At 58.8% G+C, this 22,551-nt stretch carries 19 protein-coding genes; 15 read left to right on the top strand and 4 right to left on the bottom strand.

Going from position 1 to position 22,551, the window contains the following annotated elements:
- Nucleotides 1-88 precede the first annotated feature (88 nt).
- The 11 genes from K6117_RS06800 to K6117_RS06750 all read left to right on the top strand — a co-directional run bounded on the left by K6117_RS06800 (nucleotide 89) and on the right by K6117_RS06750 (nucleotide 12,374).
- The gene (locus K6117_RS06800; protein WP_221793240.1) at nucleotides 89-751 is read left to right on the top strand and encodes a glutathione S-transferase N-terminal domain-containing protein; all 663 of its coding nucleotides are present in this window, start codon (nucleotides 89-91) and stop codon (nucleotides 749-751) included.
- Between the two features lie 55 nt (nucleotides 752-806).
- The gene (locus K6117_RS06795) at nucleotides 807-2,000 is read left to right on the top strand and encodes an LLM class flavin-dependent oxidoreductase (protein WP_221793237.1); all 1,194 of its coding nucleotides are present in this window, start codon (nucleotides 807-809) and stop codon (nucleotides 1,998-2,000) included.
- 203 nt (nucleotides 2,001-2,203) lie between these two features.
- A complete protein-coding gene (locus K6117_RS06790) occupies nucleotides 2,204-4,165 on the top strand; it encodes a flavin-containing monooxygenase (RefSeq protein ID WP_221793235.1) in 1,962 nt (653 codons plus the stop codon).
- Complete coding sequence (locus K6117_RS06785; RefSeq protein ID WP_246604919.1) at nucleotides 4,152-4,937, top strand: crotonase/enoyl-CoA hydratase family protein; 786 nt, start codon at nucleotides 4,152-4,154, stop codon at nucleotides 4,935-4,937. The genes K6117_RS06790 and K6117_RS06785 overlap by 14 nt, the downstream gene beginning before the upstream one ends.
- A gap of 34 nt (nucleotides 4,938-4,971) precedes the next feature.
- Complete coding sequence (locus K6117_RS06780) at nucleotides 4,972-5,817, top strand: 3-hydroxyacyl-CoA dehydrogenase family protein (protein ID WP_221793233.1); 846 nt, start codon at nucleotides 4,972-4,974, stop codon at nucleotides 5,815-5,817.
- A gap of 27 nt (nucleotides 5,818-5,844) precedes the next feature.
- Nucleotides 5,845-7,026: an acyl-CoA dehydrogenase family protein gene (locus tag K6117_RS06775; protein WP_221793231.1), complete on the top strand. Its 1,182-nt coding sequence runs from the start codon at nucleotides 5,845-5,847 to the stop codon at nucleotides 7,024-7,026.
- Between the two features lie 5 nt (nucleotides 7,027-7,031).
- On the top strand, nucleotides 7,032-8,603 hold the full coding sequence (locus tag K6117_RS06770) for a long-chain-fatty-acid--CoA ligase (RefSeq protein ID WP_221793229.1): 1,572 nt from the start codon (nucleotides 7,032-7,034) through the stop codon (nucleotides 8,601-8,603).
- Nucleotides 8,600-9,448: an ester cyclase gene (locus K6117_RS06765; RefSeq protein ID WP_221793227.1), complete on the top strand. Its 849-nt coding sequence runs from the start codon at nucleotides 8,600-8,602 to the stop codon at nucleotides 9,446-9,448. Before K6117_RS06770 ends, K6117_RS06765 begins: the two co-directional genes overlap by 4 nt.
- Nucleotides 9,445-10,371 carry a 3,5-dioxohexanoate:acetyl-CoA acetone transferase gene (gene kce, locus K6117_RS06760; protein WP_221793224.1) on the top strand — a complete coding sequence of 309 codons (927 nt, stop codon included), beginning with the start codon at nucleotides 9,445-9,447 and terminating at the stop codon, nucleotides 10,369-10,371. The genes K6117_RS06765 and kce overlap by 4 nt, the downstream gene beginning before the upstream one ends.
- Before the next feature lie 3 nt (nucleotides 10,372-10,374).
- Nucleotides 10,375-11,151, top strand: a complete 777-nt coding sequence (locus K6117_RS06755; RefSeq protein WP_221793222.1) for a cyclase family protein — start codon at nucleotides 10,375-10,377, stop codon at nucleotides 11,149-11,151.
- Between the two features lie 47 nt (nucleotides 11,152-11,198).
- Entirely contained in the window at nucleotides 11,199-12,374 is a 1,176-nt protein-coding gene (locus tag K6117_RS06750) for an acetyl-CoA C-acyltransferase (protein WP_221793220.1), read from the top strand.
- A 191-nt stretch (nucleotides 12,375-12,565) separates the two neighbouring features.
- Here the strand turns inward: K6117_RS06750 and K6117_RS06745 are convergent, their stop codons facing one another.
- Nucleotides 12,566-12,760: a hypothetical protein gene (locus K6117_RS06745; RefSeq protein WP_221793219.1), complete on the bottom strand. Its 195-nt coding sequence runs from the start codon at nucleotides 12,758-12,760 to the stop codon at nucleotides 12,566-12,568.
- 306 nt (nucleotides 12,761-13,066) lie between these two features.
- Between K6117_RS06745 and K6117_RS06740 the strand changes: the two genes are divergently transcribed.
- The 4 genes from K6117_RS06740 to K6117_RS06725 all read left to right on the top strand — a co-directional run bounded on the left by K6117_RS06740 (nucleotide 13,067) and on the right by K6117_RS06725 (nucleotide 18,185).
- Nucleotides 13,067-13,435, top strand: coding sequence for a response regulator (locus K6117_RS06740; RefSeq protein ID WP_221793217.1), 369 nt, complete (start codon nucleotides 13,067-13,069; stop codon nucleotides 13,433-13,435).
- 7 nt (nucleotides 13,436-13,442) lie between these two features.
- Nucleotides 13,443-15,755, top strand: a complete 2,313-nt coding sequence (locus K6117_RS06735) for a PAS domain S-box protein (protein ID WP_221793215.1) — start codon at nucleotides 13,443-13,445, stop codon at nucleotides 15,753-15,755.
- Between the two features lie 113 nt (nucleotides 15,756-15,868).
- The gene (locus tag K6117_RS06730; protein ID WP_221793213.1) at nucleotides 15,869-16,537 is read left to right on the top strand and encodes a TetR/AcrR family transcriptional regulator; all 669 of its coding nucleotides are present in this window, start codon (nucleotides 15,869-15,871) and stop codon (nucleotides 16,535-16,537) included.
- Nucleotides 16,538-16,748: 211 nt separating this feature from the next.
- Nucleotides 16,749-18,185 (top strand): aromatic ring-hydroxylating oxygenase subunit alpha, encoded by a 1,437-nt coding sequence (locus K6117_RS06725; protein ID WP_246604918.1) that lies wholly within the window; start codon nucleotides 16,749-16,751, stop codon nucleotides 18,183-18,185.
- A gap of 190 nt (nucleotides 18,186-18,375) precedes the next feature.
- Here K6117_RS06725 and K6117_RS06720 read toward each other — a convergent pair whose 3' ends face one another.
- From K6117_RS06720 to K6117_RS06710, 3 genes are all read right to left on the bottom strand, one after another.
- A complete protein-coding gene (locus K6117_RS06720) occupies nucleotides 18,376-18,630 on the bottom strand; it encodes a hypothetical protein (protein ID WP_221793212.1) in 255 nt (84 codons plus the stop codon).
- Nucleotides 18,631-18,911: 281 nt separating this feature from the next.
- Nucleotides 18,912-21,005, bottom strand: coding sequence for a TonB-dependent receptor (locus tag K6117_RS06715; protein WP_221793210.1), 2,094 nt, complete (start codon nucleotides 21,003-21,005; stop codon nucleotides 18,912-18,914).
- Between the two features lie 101 nt (nucleotides 21,006-21,106).
- On the bottom strand, nucleotides 21,107-22,186 hold the full coding sequence (locus tag K6117_RS06710) for a PepSY-associated TM helix domain-containing protein (RefSeq protein WP_221793208.1): 1,080 nt from the start codon (nucleotides 22,184-22,186) through the stop codon (nucleotides 21,107-21,109).
- Between the last annotated feature and the right edge of the window lie 365 nt (nucleotides 22,187-22,551).

Here is a 22,551-nt window from a genome sequence, read left to right as displayed (position 1 = left end):
ACCCTGCCCGTCATTCCGGGGTGAACGTCATCACAGGGGAACCCGGCGTGATGCGTTCAACCTCCGTCTCTTTTAAAGGTGGTAAACCATGGCGTTCAAACTGATCAATGCACGGCCAAGCCCCTATGGACGCAAGATAGCGATCGCCTTGCATGAAAAGGGGATCGCCTATGATGTGCAATATGACGTGCCTTGGGGAAATGAGACATGCACCCCGCATTTCAGCCCGCTTGAACAATTGCCGATCCTGATCCGGGACGATGTCGAATTCATATACGACTCTGTCTACATCATGGATTGGCTGGAAGCCCGTTTTCCATATCCTGCCTTGCTGCCGAGCGACATCGATGCGCGCTTGCTGGTGATGAAGCGCCGGATGCTGGGCGAGCGCGTGATGGAGTTTGCGCAGTCGCTGATTTTCGAAATGCACCGGCCTGAACCCAGCCAGTCATGGGTGGATCGTCAGACGCGCAAGATTGCCGGCGGTCTTGCCGAGATCGAAAATCTTTCAGGCACTATTGTGCCAAAGGTGAATGATGCGATCAATCAAGGCGATATTGCGATTGCGACCAGCTTGCTGGGACTTGAGTTTGCGATTTCAGCGGGACTTAGTCCCGATCTCGATGTGTTGCGGTGGCGTGGCCGATACCCTCGTATCACCCGTCTGATCGAAGCACTTGAAGTGCGTCCATCCTTTGTTGCGACAACACCGGCAACCATGGATGTGAACCTCAAGGCGACGGTCAATTAAAGTGCCGCCAACGCGGTTCATGATTTTAATTTTATAGGAAATATTGGAGGATTATATGTCAGGCAAGCTGCGTTTTGGGGTTTTCTGTGGCCCGCATCACCCGCTCAATGAAAATCCGACACTGGCTCTCCAGCGGGATCTGGAACTTGCCGAGCATCTCGACAATCTCGGCTATGATGAGATCTGGTATGGTGAACACCATTCTGCTGGCTGGGAATTGATCGCCAGCCCCGAATTGATGATCGCCGCCGCTGCCGAACGCACGAAGCGCATCAAATTGGGCTCTGCGGTGAGCTCGGTGCCTTACCATCACCCGTTGATGCTGGCCGAACGTTTCAGCCAGTTGGATCACATGACCCGTGGTCGCGTGATGTTGGGCATGGGGCCGGGTTCGCTCGCTTCAGACGCGAAGATGATGGGCATTGAAGTCTCCAAGCAGCGCGACATGATGGATCAGGCCGTCGATGTGCTGGTGCGCTTGATGAGCGGTGAAACCGTGACCGAGAAGACCGACTGGTACACGCTCGACAACGCCCGCATTCACATGACGCCTTATACCCGCCCGCATATCGAGATGATCACGGCCAGCACCGTCTCACCGACCGGCTCGCGCGCGGCTGGCCGCAACGGGATTGGCATGCTGTCCTTTGGCGCGACGTCAGGCGGTGCGTTCGATGCGCTGGCCGCGAACTGGAACATTGCCGAGGAAATCGCCGCTGCCAATGGCAAGACGGTCGATCGCGCCAATTGGCGGCTGGTCGCCCCGATGCATATCGCCCCGACGCGCGAACAGGCGCGTGAGGAAGTGAAATTCGGTATTGAGGCCTGGGCGGATTATCTGCGCGAAGTCGCGGCTTTGCCGATCGCACCGGGTAGCGGCGATATCATCGATGCGCTGTTGAGCTCGAACATGGCGGTGATTGGCACGCCTGAAGATGCCGTGGCCCAGATCCGGCGGTTGCAGCAACAGTCCGGCGGCTTTGGCACGCTGGTGCTGTTTGCCCATCACTGGGCCGATACGGCGGAAACCAAGCGTTCTTATGAAATGTTCGCCCGCTTCGTGATGCCGATGGTCGATGATGCGACGGATAACCGTGTGGTGTCCGAAGCCGAATGCCGCGCTGCACGTCCGGAATTGGCGGGCCAGATCGGCAAGGCGATTCAAGACCGTATCCAGCGCCACATTGACGAGCGCGGTGCCAAGGACATCAGCCCGGATCTGATCGCCGCATTGCCGGAGCGCAAGTAATCCGCATCCGCCAGAGAAGGGGGCGATGCCCTTTCTTCTCTGGCGAATGTCAAAGCGTATGGGTTTTACCGCGATGCCGACGCGCTGCGTTGTCAACGAGTATGTTGACTGTGTGGCGGCGGTGTCCTGACTACGGCGGACGTCGAATGTCGGTGTCCATGATGTATAGCTAAAGCGAGATAGATGCCGTGACTCATCAGACCATGAATCTGGAACGACATAGCGAATGGCTCCCTGCCGCAATTGCCTCCGCGAACGTGCCGACGCTTGCTTGCATTCTCGTGCAGTTGACGGGTGACCGGCGCTGGATCGAGCCGCCGTATATTCCGACCCGCACCCGGGGACTGGAGGACAATGACGACGGCGGTTTGTCTGCCGAAGTGCAAGACGAAATCCGCACCGCTGCTTTGTCGGCGTTACAGGCATGGTGCGATGGCAAGCCGCTGGCGCTGCCAAATCCATCGGATGAATTGCTGCTCAAGATGATGAGCATCACCTTGGGCGAAGATATCGCGCCGGAATATGTGCCGATCATTCGTCATGAACTGCAATTGCCGCCAGTGACGCAGGGTGTCGCGACGGTGGCCGCAGTGCCTGCCCCGCCTGCCGGATTCAAGGCGCTGATCATCGGCGCGGGCATTTCGGGACTATGTGCCGCGGTGCAATTTGAAGCTGCCAATATCCCCTATGTCATCGTGGAGCGTCGTGAGGCACTGGGCGGCGTGTGGTATGACAATCGCTATCCGGGTGCGGCCTGCGATGTGCCGAGTCATCTCTATTCCTTTTCGTTCGCCCCTTATCATTGGTCGCGCTATTTCGCGGATTGCCGCGAAATTCACCGCTATCTCGAAGAGGTTGCGGATAAGTTCGATATCCGTCGCCACATTCGTTTCGGCGTAGAGGTCACACAAGCCCGTTTCGATGAGGCAACCGGCGGCTGGCAGGCGGATGTGCTGACGGCGGATGGCCAGCGCGATACGCTGCACGCGAATATCGTCATCAGTGGCGTGGGCGCGTTCAACAAGCCGCGTATACCGGATGTGCCGGGCCTCGACCAGTTCCAAGGGCCGAGCGTGCATACTGCGCGCTATCCGGATGAAGGTCTCGACCTTAAGGGACGCAATGTCGTGCTGGTCGGCAATGGCGCGAGCGCGATGCAAGTCGCCCCCGCGATTGCCGATGAAGTGGGTTCGTTGACCGTCGTGCAGCGCACCCCGCAATGGGTGGCGCCATTCCCGAAGTTCAAACAGGCCATTCCGAAGCCGTTGCAGCAATTGCTGGATGCGGTGCCGATGTATCGCTTGTGGTATCGCCTGCGGCTGAGCTGGGCATTCAACGACAAGCTGTATGACGCGCTGCAACAGGACCCCAATTGGCAAGGCGGTGGTCAGTCGATCAATGCGATCAATGATGCCCATCGCAAGGCGCTGACGGCTTATATCAAGTCGGAACTAGGCACGGCGCAGCATCTGTTGCCCGAGGTGCTGCCGAAATATCCGCCGTTCGGCAAGCGCATGCTGCTGGATAATGGCTGGTTCCGCACGCTGGCCCGCGATCATGTCCACCATGTGACCGGCGCCGTGACCGAAGTGCGTCCGCATAGCGTGGTGACGAGCGATGGCGTCGAGCATCCTGCCGATGTGTTAATCTGGGCCACCGGATTTGACGTGGTGAATCTGTTGGTGCCGATGAAGGTCAAGGGCATTGGCGGGCGCGACATTCATGAAGATTGGGATGGCGACGATGCGCGCGCCTATCTCGGGACCGTGGTGCCGGGCTTTCCGAACCTGTTTTGCCTTTATGGTCCCAACACGCAGTTCGGCCATGGCGGTAGCCTGATTACCGTGCTGGAACGGCAGATGCATTATGTGATGTCGCTGCTCAAGCAGATGTTCGCGCACAATATCGCGACCGTCGATGTGCGGCAGGATATTCACGATGCCTATAATGACGAGGTCGATCGCATCCATTCGCATATGATCTGGACCTATCCGGGCGTGGACAATTACACCCGCAATTCCAAGGGCCGGATCGTCGTCAACAACCCGTTCCGCATCATCGATGTCTGGGGCATGACCGATGTTGCCAATCTGAACGACTATCATTGCACCGCGCCGGGCGGTGCTGCGATCGCGGCACCGGCGGCCGAAGATGGCGGGCATTGATATGGCCGATGCGGCCCCCGTCCGGATTGAAGAGCAAGGCGCGATCCTGATCATCACGATCAATCGTCCGCAGCAGCGCAATGCCGTGAATCGCGCGGTGTCGCTGGCGATTGCCGAGGCGCTGGACTCGCTTGACAGCCGTGAAGATTTGCGCGTGGGCATCTTGACCGGCGAGGGGAGCAGCTTTTGCTCCGGCATGGATTTGCGGGCCTTTGTCGATGGCGAGCGGCCAGAGCTTGAAGGGCGCGGCTTTGGCGGCCTTGCCGAAGCGCCGCCGAAAAAGCCGCTGATCGCGGCGGTCGAGGGCTATGCCTTGGCGGGCGGGTGCGAATTGGCGCTGGCGTGCGACATGATTGTGGCCGCCGAGGATGCGTGGTTCGGCCTGCCGGAAGTGTGCCGTGGCCTTGTCGCGGGGTCGGGCGGGTTGCTGCGTTTGCCAAAGCGCATCCCGGCGGCGATCGCGCTGGAATATGCGCTGACGGGCCAGCGGATGGACGCGAAGACGGCGCATGGTTGGGGTCTGGTCAACCGGCTGACCCCATCGGGCGGTGCGCTGGCTGAAGCGCTGAAGCTGGCGACGCAGATCACGGCTAATGCGCCGTTGGCCGTCGCCATGAGCAAGCAGATCATCAATGAAGCTGTGGACTGGCCGGAAGAGGGCATCTGGGAACGCCAGCGCCCGATGATCGAGTCCGTCCTAGGTTCGCAAGATGCGCAGGAAGGCGCGCGCGCCTTTGCAGAGAAACGAGATCCGGTCTGGCGCGGCGTTTGAACGCCCTACCGACAAGATGTTCAGGAGTGTGGAAATGACGCAGAATGTGGCCGTATTGGGCGGTGGGACAATGGGGGTAGGCATTGCCTATGTCGCCGCACAGGCGGAGGCCGGCGTCTTTGTCGTCGAACCCGATGATGCCAAGGTCGATGCGATGATGCAGACGATCAACGGCGCGGTGGCGTCCGCCATGCAGCGCGGCAAGATGGACGCCGCGCGCGCCGAGGCGCTGGTGGCCCGAATTGCGCGGGTGGCGGCGATTGAGGAGCTTCCCAAGGGTCTCGACCTGATCGTGGAATCGGTGCCTGAACGCCTTGAACTGAAGCTGGATGTGCTGGCGCGGGCCGCCGCGCGTGCGCCAAAGCTGATCGCGAGCAACACCAGCGCCCTGTCGATTGATCGACTGGCACAGGCCCTGCCTGATCCCGCCATGTTTCTGGGGATGCATTTTTTCAATCCCGTATGGTCGATCAAGCTGGTCGAACTGGTGCGCGGCGAACAGACGTCCGAGGCGGCGCTGGAACGGGCGCGGGCCTTTGTCGCCTCGCTTGGCAAGGAATCGCTGACGGTCAAGGATGTGCCCGGTTTTGCGACCAGTCGGCTCGACCTCATCGCGTCGCTTGAAGCGATGCGGATGCTGGAAAGCGGCGTGGCGAGCGCGGAGGACATCGACCGCGCGGCAGTGCTGGCCTATCGTCACCCGGTCGGCCCGTTGCGCCTTAGCGATATTGTCGGGCTGGATGTCCGGCTCGACATCGCGCGGACGTTGCAAGCGGCGCATGGCGAACGTTTTGCGCCCCCCCAAATCCTGATCGACATGGTCCGTGAAGGCAAGCTCGGCGCGAAATCGGGCCAAGGCTTTTTCAACTGGTCCGAATGAATTTATTTTTGAGAAGGGAAAACTGAAATGTCAGCTGAACCGATGTTCTTTTCACCATTGGTGGATACCGCAGATCATCATCGTGATTTGCGTGAAAGCGTGGCGAAACTTGTCGGCAAATTTGGCCGTAGCTATTTTCAGGCACATGTCGCCAATGGCACCCAGCCGGTCGAACTGTGGAAGGAACTGGGCGACGCCGGGTTCCTCGGCGTGCATATCCCGGAAGAATTCGGCGGCAGCGGTGGCGGCCTGGCAGAACTCAATATCGTGATCGAGGAATGCGCGGCGCATGGCTGCCCGATGCTGTCGCTGGTGATCGCGTCGATCTGTGCGCCGATCATCGCCGGTTTCGGTTCGGACGAGTTGAAGAACAAATGGCTGCCCGGCCTTGCCAATGGCAGCCGGAAAATGGCGTTCGCCATTACCGAACCGGATGCCGGGTCGAACACCCATAAAGTCACGACCACGGCCCGCAAGACGGAAAAGGGCTGGGTGCTGAACGGGGCCAAATATTGGACGTCGGGCATCGACGAGTCCGAGGCGGTGATGGTGGTTGCCCGCGATGGCGATATCGTGGTGGAAGAGGGGCGCTCCGCCTTGTCCCTGTTCGTGGTGCCGACCGACACGCCGGGTATCACCTTGCAGCAGATCGATGCCGCCGTGCGGACGACTGAGCGTCAGTTCTTCGTGTTTTTCGACAATGTCGAACTGGCGGACGATGCGCTGGTCGGCGAACGCGGTGCGGGCCTGCGTCAGGTCTTTGTCGGCCTTAATCCCGAACGGGTCGCTGCGGCCGCCATCAACAACGGCATTTCGCGCTTTGCCCTGTCCAAAGCCGCACAATATGCGCGCGAGCGCAGCGTGTGGAAAAGCCCGATCGGCGCGCACCAGGGTGTCGCGCACCCATTGGCTGAGGCCTATATCAATGTGCAGGCCGCCCGTTTGCTCGCGGCGCGCGCCGCCGATCTTTACGATCGTGGAGAAGATGCCGCCGAGGCCGCGAACATGGCCAAATTCTCGGCAGCGGAATCCTCGCTCAAGGCGCTGGATCAGGCGATCCAGACCCATGGCGGCAATGGCCTGTCGTTTGAATATGGCTTGGCAGATTTGTGGTTTGTGGCACGCTTGCACAAGACCGCGCCGGTCAGCCGCGAGATGATTCTCAACTATGTGGCGCAGCACAGTCTCGGTCTGCCCAAAAGCTATTGAGGGTGATGATGGCCAATGCGATCGTGCCGCCACTGATGCCGGGTTCGGAGGATGAAATGGGGCATAGCCTTGTTGATCTGCTTCGGCATCATGCGGCGCGTTCGCCTCAGGCCATTTGCCTTGCCTATGAAGATGAGGCGATCAGCTTTCAGGCATTGGACGACCGCAGCAACAAGGTCGCCAATGCCCTGATCGCGCAAGGTGTGCAGCCGGGGGATCGCGTGGCCCTGCTCGATATGAGCTCGCCGCTTTCCTATGAGCTGATCTATGGCTGCGCCAAGGCGGGCGCGATCATGATGCCGTTGAACTGGCGGCTGTCGGCGCGCGAGATCGCGGCCATTGTCGCAAATGGCAGGCCGCGCGTGCTGTTATATGCCGCGTCGCTCGTATCGCTGCTGGATGAGGTGACGACGCCGCTGGTGCGGATCAATATCGATCAGGACTATGCGACATGGCGGGATGCGGCATCTGCGCAGGACCCGTGCCTCGTTTATGCACCGGATGATGCGGTGTTGCTGCTCTATACATCCGGGACCACGGGCCAGCCCAAGGGCGTCATGATCAGCCACCGCAACCTGTCCTTTGTCGGGCGCACCGCCGCTGAGGCATGGAGTTTCTCGGCGGCCAGCGTCAACCTTGTGGCGATGCCGCTATTTCATATCGGCGGGATTGGCTATGGGATGATGGCGCTCAGCCAAGGCGGCAAAACGGTCCTCGTTCGTCAGGCGGATGCGAAAACCGTGATGGATGCGATGCGCCGCCATCATGCCACCCATGGTTTTTTCGTGCCGACCGTGATCCAGCAACTTGTCGATCGCGCTGAAGAATGCGGCGATGTGCCCGACAGCATGGAGCGCATGATCTATGGCGGCGCGGCGATGAGCCCGACATTGCTCGCGCGCGCGCTGGCGGCCTTTGGCTGCAGCTTTTCCCATGCCTATGGCATGACCGAAACATCCGGCACGGTGATTTCCCTGCCGCCCGAAGATCACGCGCTTGATGGTCCCCATGCCGAACGCCTGCGGTCATGCGGTCGCCCCTTTCCCTGGGTGGAACTGGCGATCATGGACCCGGCGCAGGGTCAGCGGGTTGCCTCCGGCGAGGTCGGGGAAATATGGGTGCGGTCGGGCATGAATATGCGCGGCTATTGGGAAAACCCACAGGCAACGGCGGCCACGATCACGCCGGACGGGTGGCTGCGCACCGGCGATGCGGCCTGTCTGGACGCGGATGGCTATGTCTATATCCGTGATCGCTACAAGGACATGATCGTCTCAGGCGGCGAGAATATCTATCCGACGGAAATCGAAAATGTCCTGCACACTCATCAGGCGGTCAAGGAGGTCGCGGTTGTCGGGGTCCCGCATCCGCGCTGGGGGGAAACGCCGCGCGCTTTTGTCGTCCTGAAGCCCGGCGAGACGGTGACGGACACGGCATTGCGAGAATTCACGCGGGCGCGGCTCGCCCATTATAAATGCCCGACGTCGTTTGTGATGCTGGCGGCATTGCCGCGCAATGCCTCGGGCAAGGTGCTCAAACATGAATTGCGCGCCTTACAAGCGGAAGGGACAACATGATGGACGCGCACCCGATCTCGATCCCCGGCATCAGCGCATCCGCGCGATTGCTGCGCGGATTTGCGGTCGATTTTCTGACCGCGCATAATCCGGCGGCCACGCAATGGGTGATGGACCCGGCCTATTGCCTGTCGATCAGCGGCGTTGTGCTCGATGGGCGCGATGACGTCTATCTCCCGGCGACGGTCGCGCAATTGGAACAATTTCCCGGCCTGTGCGTGACGGTGCATGATGTCATCATCGGCCCGGATGCGGTGGCGATGCGCTTTACCGAACATGGCGTCGCAATCCGTCAACCGGGTTGCGCGGCGGCATGGGGCGGTATCACCCTGTTCCAGATTGAAAACGGGCGGTTGCGCCGGGGCTGGGCAGAAGAGGATTATTTCGCGCGCAAGCGACAGCTCAAGACCGGCATTTGCGATGCTATTCTTGCGCCGCACCAGGCCCCTTGGGATGTTGCCGATGCCTTGCCCCAGCCTGCCACCGAAGCTGTCGCACGGGCATGGCTCAATGAGCCGGGTTCGATTGTCGATCCGGCGCAGATCGATGCGATCTGCATGGAAGGTCCCAGTTTTGCGGCACTGATCGCGCCGGATGAAGTGCGGATCAATCAACTATTCAGCGCGGGCAATCGGGTGGCTTTTCATGCCGATGGTCATGGCCGCTACATGGGCGGTTTCGACGATATCGATCCCCGCCTCATCGGCCAGAAGGTTGTGCTGCCTTTTGCCGGGATGGTGACGGTGCAGGACGGTCGCGTGGCGCATGTGCAGATTTCAGCGGACCGCCTTGGCCTCTATCGCCATCTGCTTGGCCTGAATGCGGCGGAATTGGGAGCATCATGAGCAAGATCATCATCACCTGCGCCGTGACGGGCGGCGCGCACACCCCGACAATGTCCGATGCGTTGCCGATCACGCCGCAGGAAATCGCGGATCAGGGCATTGCGGCGGCAGAGGCGGGGGCCGCGATCCTCCATCTCCATGCCCGCGATCCCGATACGGGCGCGCCCACCGGGAATCCGGACGTATATGCGCAATTCCTGCAGGTGATCCGCCAGCGCACCGATGCCGTGGTCAATATCACCACGGGCGGTTCGGCGACGATGGCGGTGCAGGACCGGCTGGCGGCGGCCACAAGATTCAAGCCGGAAATGTGCTCGCTCAACATGGGGAGCATGAACTTCTCCTTCTTCCCCGCTGCCAAGCGGATCGAGCAATGGAAACATGGCTGGGAGCAGGATTATGTCGTGAATTCGGACGATTATATCTTTCGCAACACGTTCCGCGACATTGCCTATATCATCGAGACATTGGGCGAGGCCGGCACGCGGTTCGAGCATGAATGCTATGATGTCAGCCATCTCTATAATCTGGCGCATTTCGTCGATCGCGGCGTTATCAAGTCACCCTTTTTCATCCAGATGATTTTCGGTATATTGGGCGGGATCGGGCCGGATCTTGAAAATCTGATGTTCATGAAGGCGACGGCTGATCGCTTGTTCGGCAAGGAAAATTTCCAATGGTCGGTGCTGGCTGCCGGGCGGCACCAGATGCCGTTCCTGACGCAGGCGGCGTTGATGGGCGGCCATGTCCGTGTCGGGCTGGAAGACAGCCTGTTCATCGAACGCGGAGTGCTGGCGACATCCAATGCCCAGCAGGTCGAAAAGATTGTCCGCATCATCCGGGAAATGGGTCACGAGCCTGCAACCCCCGCCGAGGCGAGGGCGATGTTGGGCCTCAAGGGCGGCGACAGGGTGGAGTTCTAGATCATGGCGCGCAAGATCATCGACATCTCGGTTTATCTGGAAAATGACGTGGTTTCCGATCCGCCGATCTATCGGCCCAAGATCGAATATATCAATCATAAGATGTCGGTGCCGGAGTTGCTCGGCTTCTTCCCCGGTCTCGAACAAAAGGACCTGCCGGACGAAGAGGCATGGGCGATCGAGAAGATCGAGCTGATCACCCATAATGGCACTCATCTGGATGCGCCTTATCATTTCGCCTCGACGATGAATGGCGGCGAAAGGGCGATGACGATTGACGAGGTGCCGCTCGATTGGTGCTTCCAACCGGGGGTGAAGCTTGATTTCCGGCATTTCGACGATGGCTATGTCGTCACGGCGGCTGATGTCGCCGCCGAGCTTGACCGGATCGGCCATGTCTTGTCGCCGCTTGAAATCGTCGTCGTCAACACGGCGGCAGGCAAGCGTTATGGCCGCGACGATTATGTCACCGCAGGTTGCGGTATGGGCTATGATGCGACGATGTATCTGCTCGAACGCGGCGTGCGCCTGACCGGCACCGATGGCTGGAGCTGGGATGCCCCGTTCGTCCATACCCGTCAGCGTTATGAAGAAACCGGTGATGCGGGGCTGATCTGGGAAGGCCATAAGGCCGGACGGGATATCGGCTATTGCCATCTTGAAAAGCTGCACAATCTTGAGGTCTTGCCCGCGACCGGGTTCATGATCTCCTGTTTCCCCGTGAAGATCCGGGGCGCTTCGGCGGGCTGGACGCGGGCCGTCGCTATTTTCGATAACTGATAGATCATCAAGGCAGGCGAGACCTGTCGCAACAAGAGGAATTTACCATGCGTGATGCCGTTATTGTTTCTACTGCCCGCACCCCGATTGGCCGCGCTTATCGCGGGGCTTTCAACGCTACCCATGCGCCGACATTGGGCGCACATGCGATCCGCGCTGCCGTGGCCCGCGCAGGTGTCGATCCGGCGGAAATCGACGATGTGATCATGGGCGCGGCGTTGCAGCAAGGCTCGCAATATACCATCGCCCGCAATGCGGCGCTGCGCGCGGGCTTGCCCGTCACCGTCGCGGCCCAGTCGATCGACCGTCAATGCGCCTCTGGCCTGATGGCGATTTCGATGGCTGCCAAGCAGGTGATTGTCGACGGGATGAACGTCTGCGTGGCGGGCGGGGTCGAATCCGTGTCGCTGGTCCAGACCAAAGAACTGCGCGTGACGCCGGACCCGGAATTGGTTGCGATGGTGCCGGCCGCCTATATGCCGATGCTGCAAACCGCCGAGACGGTGGCCAGCCGCTACAATATCAGCCGTGATCTGCAGGATGAATATGCGTTCCAGTCCCAACAGCGCACGGCGGCGGCGCAGGTAGCGGGGGCGTTTGACGCTGAAATCATCAGCGTGACTGCCAATATGGCGGTGCAGAACAAGGAAACCGGCGAGGTTTCGATGCAGGAAGTCACGCTCGCCAAGGATGAGGGCAATCGCCCGGATACGCAGCTTGAAGGGTTGAAATCGTTGAAGCCGGTGGTCGGCCCGACCGGGGTGATCACCGCCGGCAATGCCAGCCAATTATCGGACGGTGCCTCGGCATGCGTGGTGATGGAGGCATCGCTGGCGGCCGCACGCGGTTTGACGCCGCTTGGCCGTTATGTCGGCATCGCGGTTGCCGGGACGGAACCCGATGAAATGGGGATCGGGCCGGTGTTCGCCATTCCGAAGCTGCTCAAGGCGCATGGGCTGAAGATGGAAGATATCGGCCTGTGGGAACTGAATGAGGCATTTGCGGTGCAGGTCCTCTATTGCCGTGACCGGCTGGGCATTCCCAATGACCGCCTGAACGTCAATGGCGGCGCGATTTCGATCGGCCATCCTTATGGCATGTCGGGCGCGCGCATGGTTGGTCATGCGCTGATCGAGGGCAAGCGCCGGGGCGTGCGTTATGTGGTCGTGACCATGTGCGTGGGCGGCGGCATGGGCGCAGCCGGGCTGTTCGAAGTCCTTTAATCCGTGCGGGCTGGCGGCTTGCCTGTTGCAGGAGGTCGCCAGCCCAGCATCAGATCGTTATTCCCCGACCCTAAGCGGCGGTTCAGGCTTTGCTCTTTTGTCCCAAGACGAGGATCAATCCTGCGATACAGGGCGTAGCAAAACGGATCGCCTTTATAAGGCGGTGACGCAGCGGTATTTGCGGCGCGACCTCAAAGCGTGAGGTTGAGCCGGGTGCGTGCGTGCGGATGACCATGCTGAACAGAATGCCCGCCGGACCCACCGCCATCATCGTCAACGCGCTGGGTGGCAGGCCCGCTTCCCTGTGCCGTACCGCGCATCGCCGCAATCCATGGCTTGGCGCGATTGCTATCGACGAAGCCCGTAAAGCCGCCATCTTTTGCCACCAATTCCTGACAGTGCCCGGCGGCGGAACTCCATGTGGCGCAGCCTTGGCTCTCGGTGCAGATCCGGCGGCAGCATGCGGCGACATTGACGCTGTGATTGCCGTTGGCATAGGCCGATCACAGATGATTGTTGTCAGCACAGTCACTTTGCTGGCGTCGAAAACAGCGAGTGTGATCCTCGGTTCAGATTGTTGCGGCATAGCGCCCGCCATGTTAAGAAAATTTAATTTTTGGCGGGCGACGAAGGATGTCAGATGCGCCGCCGGATGACCCAAAACCAGAGCTCGGGCAAAGTGGATATGATGAATGGCACGAGTTCTGTATGTTGATGATGATCTCGATTTATGTGAAATTGCAGAGATATCATTGCAGTGGGACCCGACCTTGGAAGTCAAGGTTTGCTCCTCCGGTCGAGAAGCGCTGATCCTTGCGGTGCAATGGCGGCCAGACATCATTCTCCTCGACGTGATGATGCCCGAAATGGACGGTCCCACTATTTTTAGGCGGTTGCGTGCATTGCCCGAGACCTCAATTGTGCCGGTCGTCTTCGTATCGGCGCGCGCCCAGCCGCATGAGATTGAGGAGTTTGAGGGGCTGGGCATCATTGATTTTATTCAAAAACCTTTTGAGCCAATGGCGCTTGCCGCTTCGGTTCGGAAGTTTTTGAACAAATGAGGCCATCATGCGACTGAAGCAAGCTGGCCAGTTGGCAGCGGGCCTTGCCATCATATTGACCGTGACATCTGGCATGAGCAGTGGATTCGTTTTTTATCAGGCAGAACAACGCCGGGATGCGTTGATCGCGTTGCACCAGAGTGCCGAACAACTTGCCAGCCTTCGACGCATTACCGTCGCGAATGCGGATGTTATTCATCAGTATCTTCGCGACAATATGCGGACGCGTGCGACGATTCGACCGCGTGAGCCTATGCGGCAACGCACGTTTTCCGACCAGCCTATGCTGGAGCAGTTACAGCGCCACGGCCTAACCGAAAACGAATCAAGCATCTTGCGTCTGGCGCATCAGGACACCGAAATTTTGCTGTCGGAGACGGCCAAAGCCATCGCCTTGATGCGGCAGGGACGCAGAGCGCAAGCTGTGGAATGGGATTTCAGCAAGCGCAAGGACGATCAGGTCAGGTCCATTATCGGTAGCATCGATATTCTTGAGCGTTCGATGCGGGGGCGGCTGGAACGTCGCGTTGATGATCTCAACAGGTCGATCGACAAGTCGATGCGCATCGCCATTGCGGCGATGGGCGTGAATTTGGCGGTAGTGATGTTGATGCTCTATGGTTATTTCACGCGCCGCGTGTTGCAGCCGCTGGGACGCCTGACCAACAAGGCGCAACGTCTCGCCGCAGGCGAAACAGCCATTCAATTCCGCCTCACCGAAGAGCCGAATGAAATCGGTGACCTCGCCCGTGCCCTGCGGGGCTATCAAGAGACGGTGATCGAACTGGATGCAGTGCGTCACCGCCATCAAGACGCGGAAGCGTGGTTGCGCTGTATAGTAGATTCCGTGCCTGAGGCGCTGCTCACCATCGATGCGGCAGGCACGATTCTTGAGGCCAATCCGCATGCGCATGCCGTTTTTGGCTATGAACCCGGTGCGATGACAGGGCTTGAGGTGGATCGTCTCGTGCCGCCGGATGTCCGTTCTGTCCATGTTGGGTTGCGCGCCTCTTTCCATGCGGCGGGCATGGACCGACGCGTTGGTCGTATGAAGGGGGAGTTTCGGGCGGTCCGAAAATCGGGCGAAGAATTTCCTGTCGAACTCGGGCTAACCCATTTGCCAGCATCGGGAAACCGCAGCCAATGCGTGTTGGTGGTGGTGCATGACCTTTCAGAACGCAAGACGTATGAGAGGTCGCTGGCCGCGCAAATCAAATTCCGGCAAACATTGCTGGAAGCTGTCCCTTATCCGATTTTCTATAAAGACAAGGAAGGTCGATATATCGGCTTTAACAAGGCGTTCCTCGATTGGTTTGATGTGAAGCCAGAGGAGGTTATCGGCGTCAGTGTCGCAGATTTTATCAAATTACCGGAATCGGATCGGGCACATTACGCCGAGGTCAATCGTCGTATTTTGGACGAGGGTGGCAGCTATGACAATGAGGCGCTGATCCCGGACGCGCAGGGCGTTCTGCACCCGATGATATATCGGCTTACCGCTTTCACCGACGCGGAAGGACGGATTGCGGGGCTGGTGGGGGCGTGGATTGATATCACCACCCAAAAAGAAGCGGAACAAGCGATGGTGCGGGCGCGTGATATCGCCGAGGAATCATTGCGGACGAAGTCCAATTTCATGTCGATCATGAGCCATGAAATACGAACGCCGATGTCGATTATCATTGGTATGGCGCAACTCGCGCTGACGACAGATTTGAATGAACGGCAGCGCCATTATGTGCAGCGGGTAGACGCCGCTGCGCGCAAGTTGATGGGTGTGATCAACGATATATTGGATTTTTCCAAGATCGAGGCAGGCAAGCTGACAATCGAGCACCGACCGTTCGAACTGAGCGAGATATTGTCAGGTCTGACAGACCTCGCGCATGTGATGGCGCGCAGCGATGATGTGCGCTTCCTGATCGATGTCGATGCAGATCTACCGACCATGTTGGTCGGCGATCAGGTGCGCCTCAACCAAATATTACTTAACCTCGTCAGCAATGCGTTGAAGTTCACAGAACATGGTGAAATTACGCTCCATATTGCCGCCGTTGAGAGGACTCAGACTGAGCTGGGGCTGCGGTTCACCGTGTCTGACAGCGGTATCGGCATGAGCGAGGAAGAACAGGCGCGACTATTCCAAGACTTTGTGCAGGCAGATAGTTCAACCACGCGCCGATTTGGCGGCACTGGGTTGGGGCTGGCAATCTGCAAGAAGCTGGTGGCCCTGATGGGCGGTGACATCGACGTCAAATCGACGCCGGGGCAGGGGAGCAGCTTCTGGTTCACCATCAAATTAGGGCTAAAGGCGCCATAGGCCTAGGCCTGCATGACGAGGGGGGCTGTCCCCGTGGCTTTATCATGCCGACCCGAGTTGTGTGATCTGGTCGAGTGATCTATCTGCATGGGCCATCACGCAGGAGATTGAAGATGGACAAGCCCGCCACTCGCAAGCCGCGCAGCATGGGCGTGAAGGGCGAGGCACGGCGCGAGTCCATCATGGACGCGGCGGAGCGGGTCTTTGCGGCGCGTGGCTATTATGGCTCGACCCTGCGTGATGTGTCTGCGCTGAGCGGTGCGGCGCTCGGGCTTATTTCGCATTATTTCGAGACCAAGGACGATTTGTTCACCGCCGTCGTCAACCGTCGACTGCCGTTGCTGGCAGAGATGATCCGCGCCAATATCGATGCCGCGCTGGCCGCGCCGGACGTGACGACCAGCGGTATCGTGCGCGGTTTCGTGCAGCCCTTTTTGGTTATCGGCGCAGATCCCGCATCGCCGCTGCATCATTATGTGCGGCTGACCTCGCATTTCATGAGCAGCTATCATGATCCGCTGCTGACCCCGACATTGCGGACATTGCAGCCGATCTCCCACATGTTTTCCGATGCGCTACGCACCCGCTGGCCGGACGCGCCGGAAACGCGGTTTCTGTCCGCCGTTTATCTTGTTGAATCGGCGCTGGTGTTCATGACGCAGGATCAGGGTTTTCTGGAGGATCTGGCCGGCAGCCGCGCCCGGCCCGACAAGCTGCGCGAACTGGTCGACGACACGGTCGAGTTTTTTTGCGGCGGAATCGAGCGATTGCTCCAAGTGTGACGGGCCTATTCTAAATAATAGTAGGACATTTGTCCTATTAATGAGACTTCTTCAGTCATCGGAGCAAGGACTCCGACCCCTTATTGGGGAGAGGGTTGGCGACGGACAGGCCATGCGACCAGTGCCGCAAGCAAGCAGGCAAGGCGCAATGTCCGCCATAGAGGAGCGCTGCCATTCTTCCCGGAACTGTTGTGACTGGAGAGAATGTCCCATGAATATTCAGACCCCCCGCCCGAAATTATCGACCATGCCGCGCGATGGCTCGACCAGCCTGGTCCCCGGCGAAGCCCGCTGCCCGGGGGCTTCGGTGCAGGAGTTGATCGCCCGCGATGTGGTGCCTGCGCCGGACGTGCTGCGCCACGAACATTGCGACTTTCTCGGCGATGAAGACATTTCGGTGGATCGGTACGTCACGCAGGAATTCTTCGACCGCGAGATGGAGCATGTCTGGAAAAAGACATGGCAATGGGCGTGTCGCGAGGAGCATATCCCGGAAGCAGGCGATTATTATGTCTATGAGGTCGGGCCATTTTCGGTCATCGTCATGCGCCAGCACGACATGTCGGTGAAGGCATTTCTCAACGCCTGCCTCCATCGCGGCACCAAATTGCGCGCTTGCGAAGGCGAGGGTTCGACCCGCGACCTGCGCTGCCCCTATCATGGCTGGACGTGGAAGATCGATGGCGCTTTGTCATCGGTGCCATGCGCATGGGATTTCCCGCATGTCGAACCGGAAAAATTCGCCCTGCCGAACGTCGCGACGGCGCAATGGGGAGGTTTCATCTTCATAAACCTCGATGAAAATCCCCAGCCGTTCGATGACTATGCCAAGGTGCTGATCGACCATTTCAAGGGCTGGGACCTCAGCCAGCGTTATGTCTCGCTGCATATGGCCAAGGAGCTGAACTGCAATTGGAAAACGGCGATGGAGGCCTTTATGGAATCCTATCACGTCTATGAAACCCATCCGCAGTTGATGACGGCGACCGGCGACGCCAATGTCCAATATGATTGCTATGACGCGCATGTGTCGCGCTTTTATTCGGCGGGCGGTACGCAGAGCCCGCATCTCGACAATCCGATGACCGAACAGGAACTGATCAACACGATGCTGGTCGGCGACCGGTCGATGGTGTCGGACGAGTTGACGGTGAAAGAGGGCGAAACCGCCCGTTGCGTGATGGCGCGCTATCTCCGCAAGGTATTCGGCGCGCAATATCAGGCCGATCTGTCAGGCTATTCGGACAGCGAGATCGTCGACACGATCGAATATCATCTGTTCCCGAACATGATCCTGTTTCCCGGATTCTCGTTGCCGATGGTCTATCGCTTCCGCCCGATTGGCCTGCGTGCGGACCGCACCAAGTTCGAAATCCTGTTCCTCCGCCCGGTGCCATCGACCGGCGAACGCCCGGAACCAGCCGAGTTGTTCACAGTCAAGGAAGAGGAAAGCTACACTATCGTGCCCGGCATGGATAAGGGGCTTGGCTCGGTCTATGATCAGGACACGATGAACCTGCGGGCGCAGCAGGAAGGTTTCCTCAACCAGTATAAGGCCGGACGCAAGGCGGGCCAGACGCTCGGCAATTATCAGGAAGTGCGCCTGCGTCACTTCAACCAGACGCTGGATGCCTATCTGGCGCGTTAAATAAGCTCCTCCTTCTTCCTCCGCATGGCGGGGGAGGAGGGGCGGTTTAACTGTTTTTGTTTCCAATTGATCTCTCCTTACAGCCATTGGTGAATCACCTCTTGCCGCAGGATTTCGGCGGTGGTTGTCATCCCCGGTTGAATGACAACATCCTTGTTCAGGCAGCGGTGCATGGAGCGTACAGGACTGTCTAACGCAACATCTGCGCGGGTAATATCCCGGCCTGCGTCATGGCGTTGGCCAGAGCTGATAAGTTTTCGATGAGTGCCGGGATTTGATCGTCATCGATAACGAGCGCAATCGCACCTTGGACCATCTCGGGCCTGAGGTGTTGCATGCCACGCACCAGGCTGATGATCAGGGCTTCATGTTCCGAGATGTGGCAGCAATTGAGGTTGCAAAACCGCATTGTTTCAATCGCATGTGCATTCAGCAGCAGCATCATGCGATGAAAAGGCGTCAACGCCCTGATCATCTTCCATTGGGCGAAGGCGGGGCCGATGGCCGTGGCTGGACAACTGCCTCGACTTAGCGTTTTGACCCAGCTACGGGCCGCCCAGACAAGAAAGCGCCCGCCACGATCAAGCGACATTACCGGGCGATCGATATAGTCATACATGGCAGGCTCTCTCTCATTTGGGTGGGCCGGGTGATCCGACCGTCATCGATGGCGCAATTGCCGCGCTGATCGGGTTTCCGGTCTATTGCGCAGGGTCATTTTCCGCTTCAGTCTCGCTGTCCCGCAAAATTGTAGCGCAGCGTCAGCATGGCTGCCCTTGGCGCGCCGGGCAGGTTGAGATGGGCGCTGGTGCCATGGCCGGAGACGATATAGGCGCGGTCAAAGATGTTGGTGACGTTGAGTTGGGCAACCACCGGTCCAAAGCGATGCCAGACCATCGCATCGGCGGTGAAATAATGCGGCAATATTACGGAATTGACTGTATCCGCGAACCGGTTGCCGACATAATTCGCCCCCGCGCCAAGGCCAAAGCGATTGCCGAAGTCCTTTGTGATCCAGATGTTGGCGGCGTGGTGCGGCGTGATGGTCGCGTGCTTGCCGATCAGGGCCGTATTTGCCGATTGGACGATTTTGGCGTCCAGATAGGCATAGCCGGCGATTGCCTGCCAGCCGTTTTCCAGATTGAGCGTGCCGCTGAGTTCGACGCCGCGCGTGCGTTGGACCCCGATGGGGATGAGTATCGTCGGCGCGGCGGGATTGGCCGCCTTGATCCCCGACCGCCGCAGATTGAAGGCGGACAAAGTGGCGTTCAGTTTACCGTCGAAAAGCGTATATTTGGCGCCGACTTCCGTATTGCTCGTCTTTTCCGGGGCGATGTCGGCATTGTTCGCAGCGATGGAGAACGCCTCGCCTGACGGTTGGAACGATCGGCTCCACGAGACATAATAGGACTGGTTGCGGTCGGGTTGCCAGACGAGACCGGCGCGAGGGCTCCAGTTAGTGTCCGTGCGCGCCAGATCGGATTTGCCGGGAAGATGATCGTCGGTCTGTTGCTTGAAGCGGTCGTATCTGATGCCGACAAGCGCCTTCAGATGGTCGCCGATCGAGATCATATCCTGTGCATAGAGGCCAAGGGTGTTGAATATGCCCCGGTTGTCGCTCGCCAAGCTGCCATTGGTCGTAATGACCGGCAGCACCGGGTTGAAGAGCGCGACCGTAGCGATACCAGTTTTCGAATAGGTCAGGACATCCTTGACCTGACGCCCCAGTTCCACGCCGAGCAAAAGCTGATGCTGCATGCCGACGAGTTCGGCCTTGTGCGTCAGTTCAGTCTGATTGAACCAGCCATGCTCGTTCCTGTCCAGCGCAGACCGATTGAGGCTGACGGTCAGGGCGGCTTCATTCACGGCACCGGGCAGGGTATTTTGCCGATCGAGCCGATAATCATAATAACGGAACGCGTTGCGCAGGCTGTTATGATCGTCGAATTTGTGGCTGATCGTCGCAGTGCCTGAATAGACGCGCGATTGATTATAGTCGTCCTCATGGGCGTTGCGAGAGCCATAATAGGTGGCAGGGGGCACATCGACAGGCCGTCCTTTATAGGCGGGTATGCCGAAATCGGTCACGCGCCGATCGCGCAGATAATCACCTTGAATGAGGACATCGGTCTGTGCGCCGAGCTTGAGTGCCAGCGAAGGTGAAAGGGCTTCGCGCTCATGAAACTGCTGGCTACGAAAGCTGTCGGCGCGCTCGATGGCTCCGGTAAGCCGGAAGGCGGCGATACCATCTTCCGGCGCCAAACCCACGTCCAGTTCGGCGCGACGATCGTCCCAACTGCCATAGCTGACGGCAATCTCGCCAACATTGACGCCCGGCTTCTTGGTCACGCGATTGATGAGGCCGCCCGATGAACCGCGCCCATAGAGTACGGAGGCCGGTCCCTTGATGACCTCCACCCGTTCGATGTTGGAAAGGTCGCGAAAATAGAGCGCATCATCGCGCAGTCCGTCAACAAACTGGTCGGCGATGGCGGAAAATCCGCGAATGGACACCTGATCGCGTTGACCGTCGCCGTGCGAGAATCCGACGCCCGGTACGTTTTTCAATACAGCCTGCAGTGACAAGGCGCGTTGATCGCGCATGACGGCATCGGTGACGACGTCGATGGTCTGCGGAATGTCCTTGAGCGGCGCGTCAATCTTGATCGAAGCGACGATATCAACGGCATATTCGGCGCGCTTGCCGGTCACGATGATGGTTGCTGCGCTTTCGCTTTCGGCGGCGGTTTCGGCAGCGGCCATTGTCGAAATACTGACCGAAGTGGCCAGCGTCAGGCGCGCAATCGTTGAGATGAGCATGAACTTCCCCTGTTAGGTGTAATATTATGCTAATGAGAATCATTCTCATATATAGGGCGGCAAAGGCCGTCAAGTGAACATGATGACTGGAGCGCGAAGGACTATCGCGGACGGATTGGGTTGAGCCGCTTAAGAAACGCCAGAAATGCATAAGCGGACAGCGCGAGAAAGCTGACGCCAATGATCGTTAAAATAATTTGATAGGTCCGACCCCATGTCTTGCCCGCGTGCAATGGGTAGAAGCTATTGATAATACGGATGGCGCGGGGTTGCTGCAAAGCGTCGGTAACGGTCAGCATGTGCATATTGGCAGGATCGAAGATGATGACGGTGCGCCCTTGCGGCGTCAGTTCGCCATTTTGGCGCAAGCGCACCTGCGCAGGTTCGCCCGCGGCCTTTGGCCATGACACAGATCGAAGCTCGGCACCCGGAAATTGCATTTCCGCTATTGCCAGCGCCTTGCGCCAGTCAATCTGTCCGGGTTTCGCCACGATTTTATGGGTGATCGGCAAATTTTCCCGTGTCAGGGACAGGAGCACTTGTTTGGCCGCATCATGAAAAATCATGGCTGTGCCCGTTACGCTCAATAGCAGGATGGGAACGGCAAAGAGCAATCCCATGTCGCGGTGGACCTTTAGCAATGCCGGCTTGGAAAGGCGATCCGGTATCAGCTTCGGTTTGAACAGGCGCGCATAGGGCCACCATAAAAAGAGGCCGGCGATCACCAGCATAAAGCTGAGAATGCCAAGGATACCAATAGCGGTTTCTCCCGTTGCGCCTGCCAGCAGCCGGTGGTGAAGGTCGAAGGCGATGTCTAAGAATCTTTCATTCTTGCGCCATTCCTCGATCAGCCTGCCATTTGCCGGATCTGCATAGGCACCGCCATCTGTCAGGCGGTATTGATCCACGCCCATGCGTTCAGAAGCGAATTGGACCATGATCAGCCGATCGCCATAATGGCTGCGCGCCCTGTCGATGGTCGCGGCTAGGACGGACGACGGTCGTGCAGGAACCGATTGTGCTGCCTTGGGTGTTGCCCAGCGCAGATAGTCATCCTTCCAGAGCAATAGGCTGCCCGACGCCGCCATGACGACCATGAACAGCGCCAGAATGCCCCCAACCCATATATGGAATTGATGTGCGACCGACCGTGCTCTGGTCGCTTTGCGAATATAAGACATGGTAACCGCTCATTTCCTTGCGGGATGATTCCCGGTAAGGGGGGCGGTTATATGATAATGCAACTGATTCGCAATATGGATTGCGCAATTTCACCCGAGCTTTTGCACTAGCGATTTATGTACATGGGTCAGTTGTGGAATGACGCGGCCATGATCGGCTATGATATGCGTGAGGATATCCGGCAGGATGGTTGATTTTAAACGACCAGAGCGTTAAGGCCGCAATGTCATCTGGGGAGTAGCCAGTCGTCCGTTAGGACGAGCCCTTGCGTCAACATACTCGGTTGAGAGGCCGTGGTGCAGGGGAAGCGGGACACCGCTTGGGCGAGACCAATGGCATCGAATCTCCGTTCAGGGTTGGGCGG

The organism is Alteraquisediminimonas sediminicola, from assembly GCF_019740335.1.
Lineage (GTDB): Bacteria > Pseudomonadota > Alphaproteobacteria > Sphingomonadales > Sphingomonadaceae > Alteraquisediminimonas > Alteraquisediminimonas sediminicola.
Note: the sequence above shows the minus strand (reverse complement) of the source record. Positions and strands in the feature narration are given on the sequence as shown.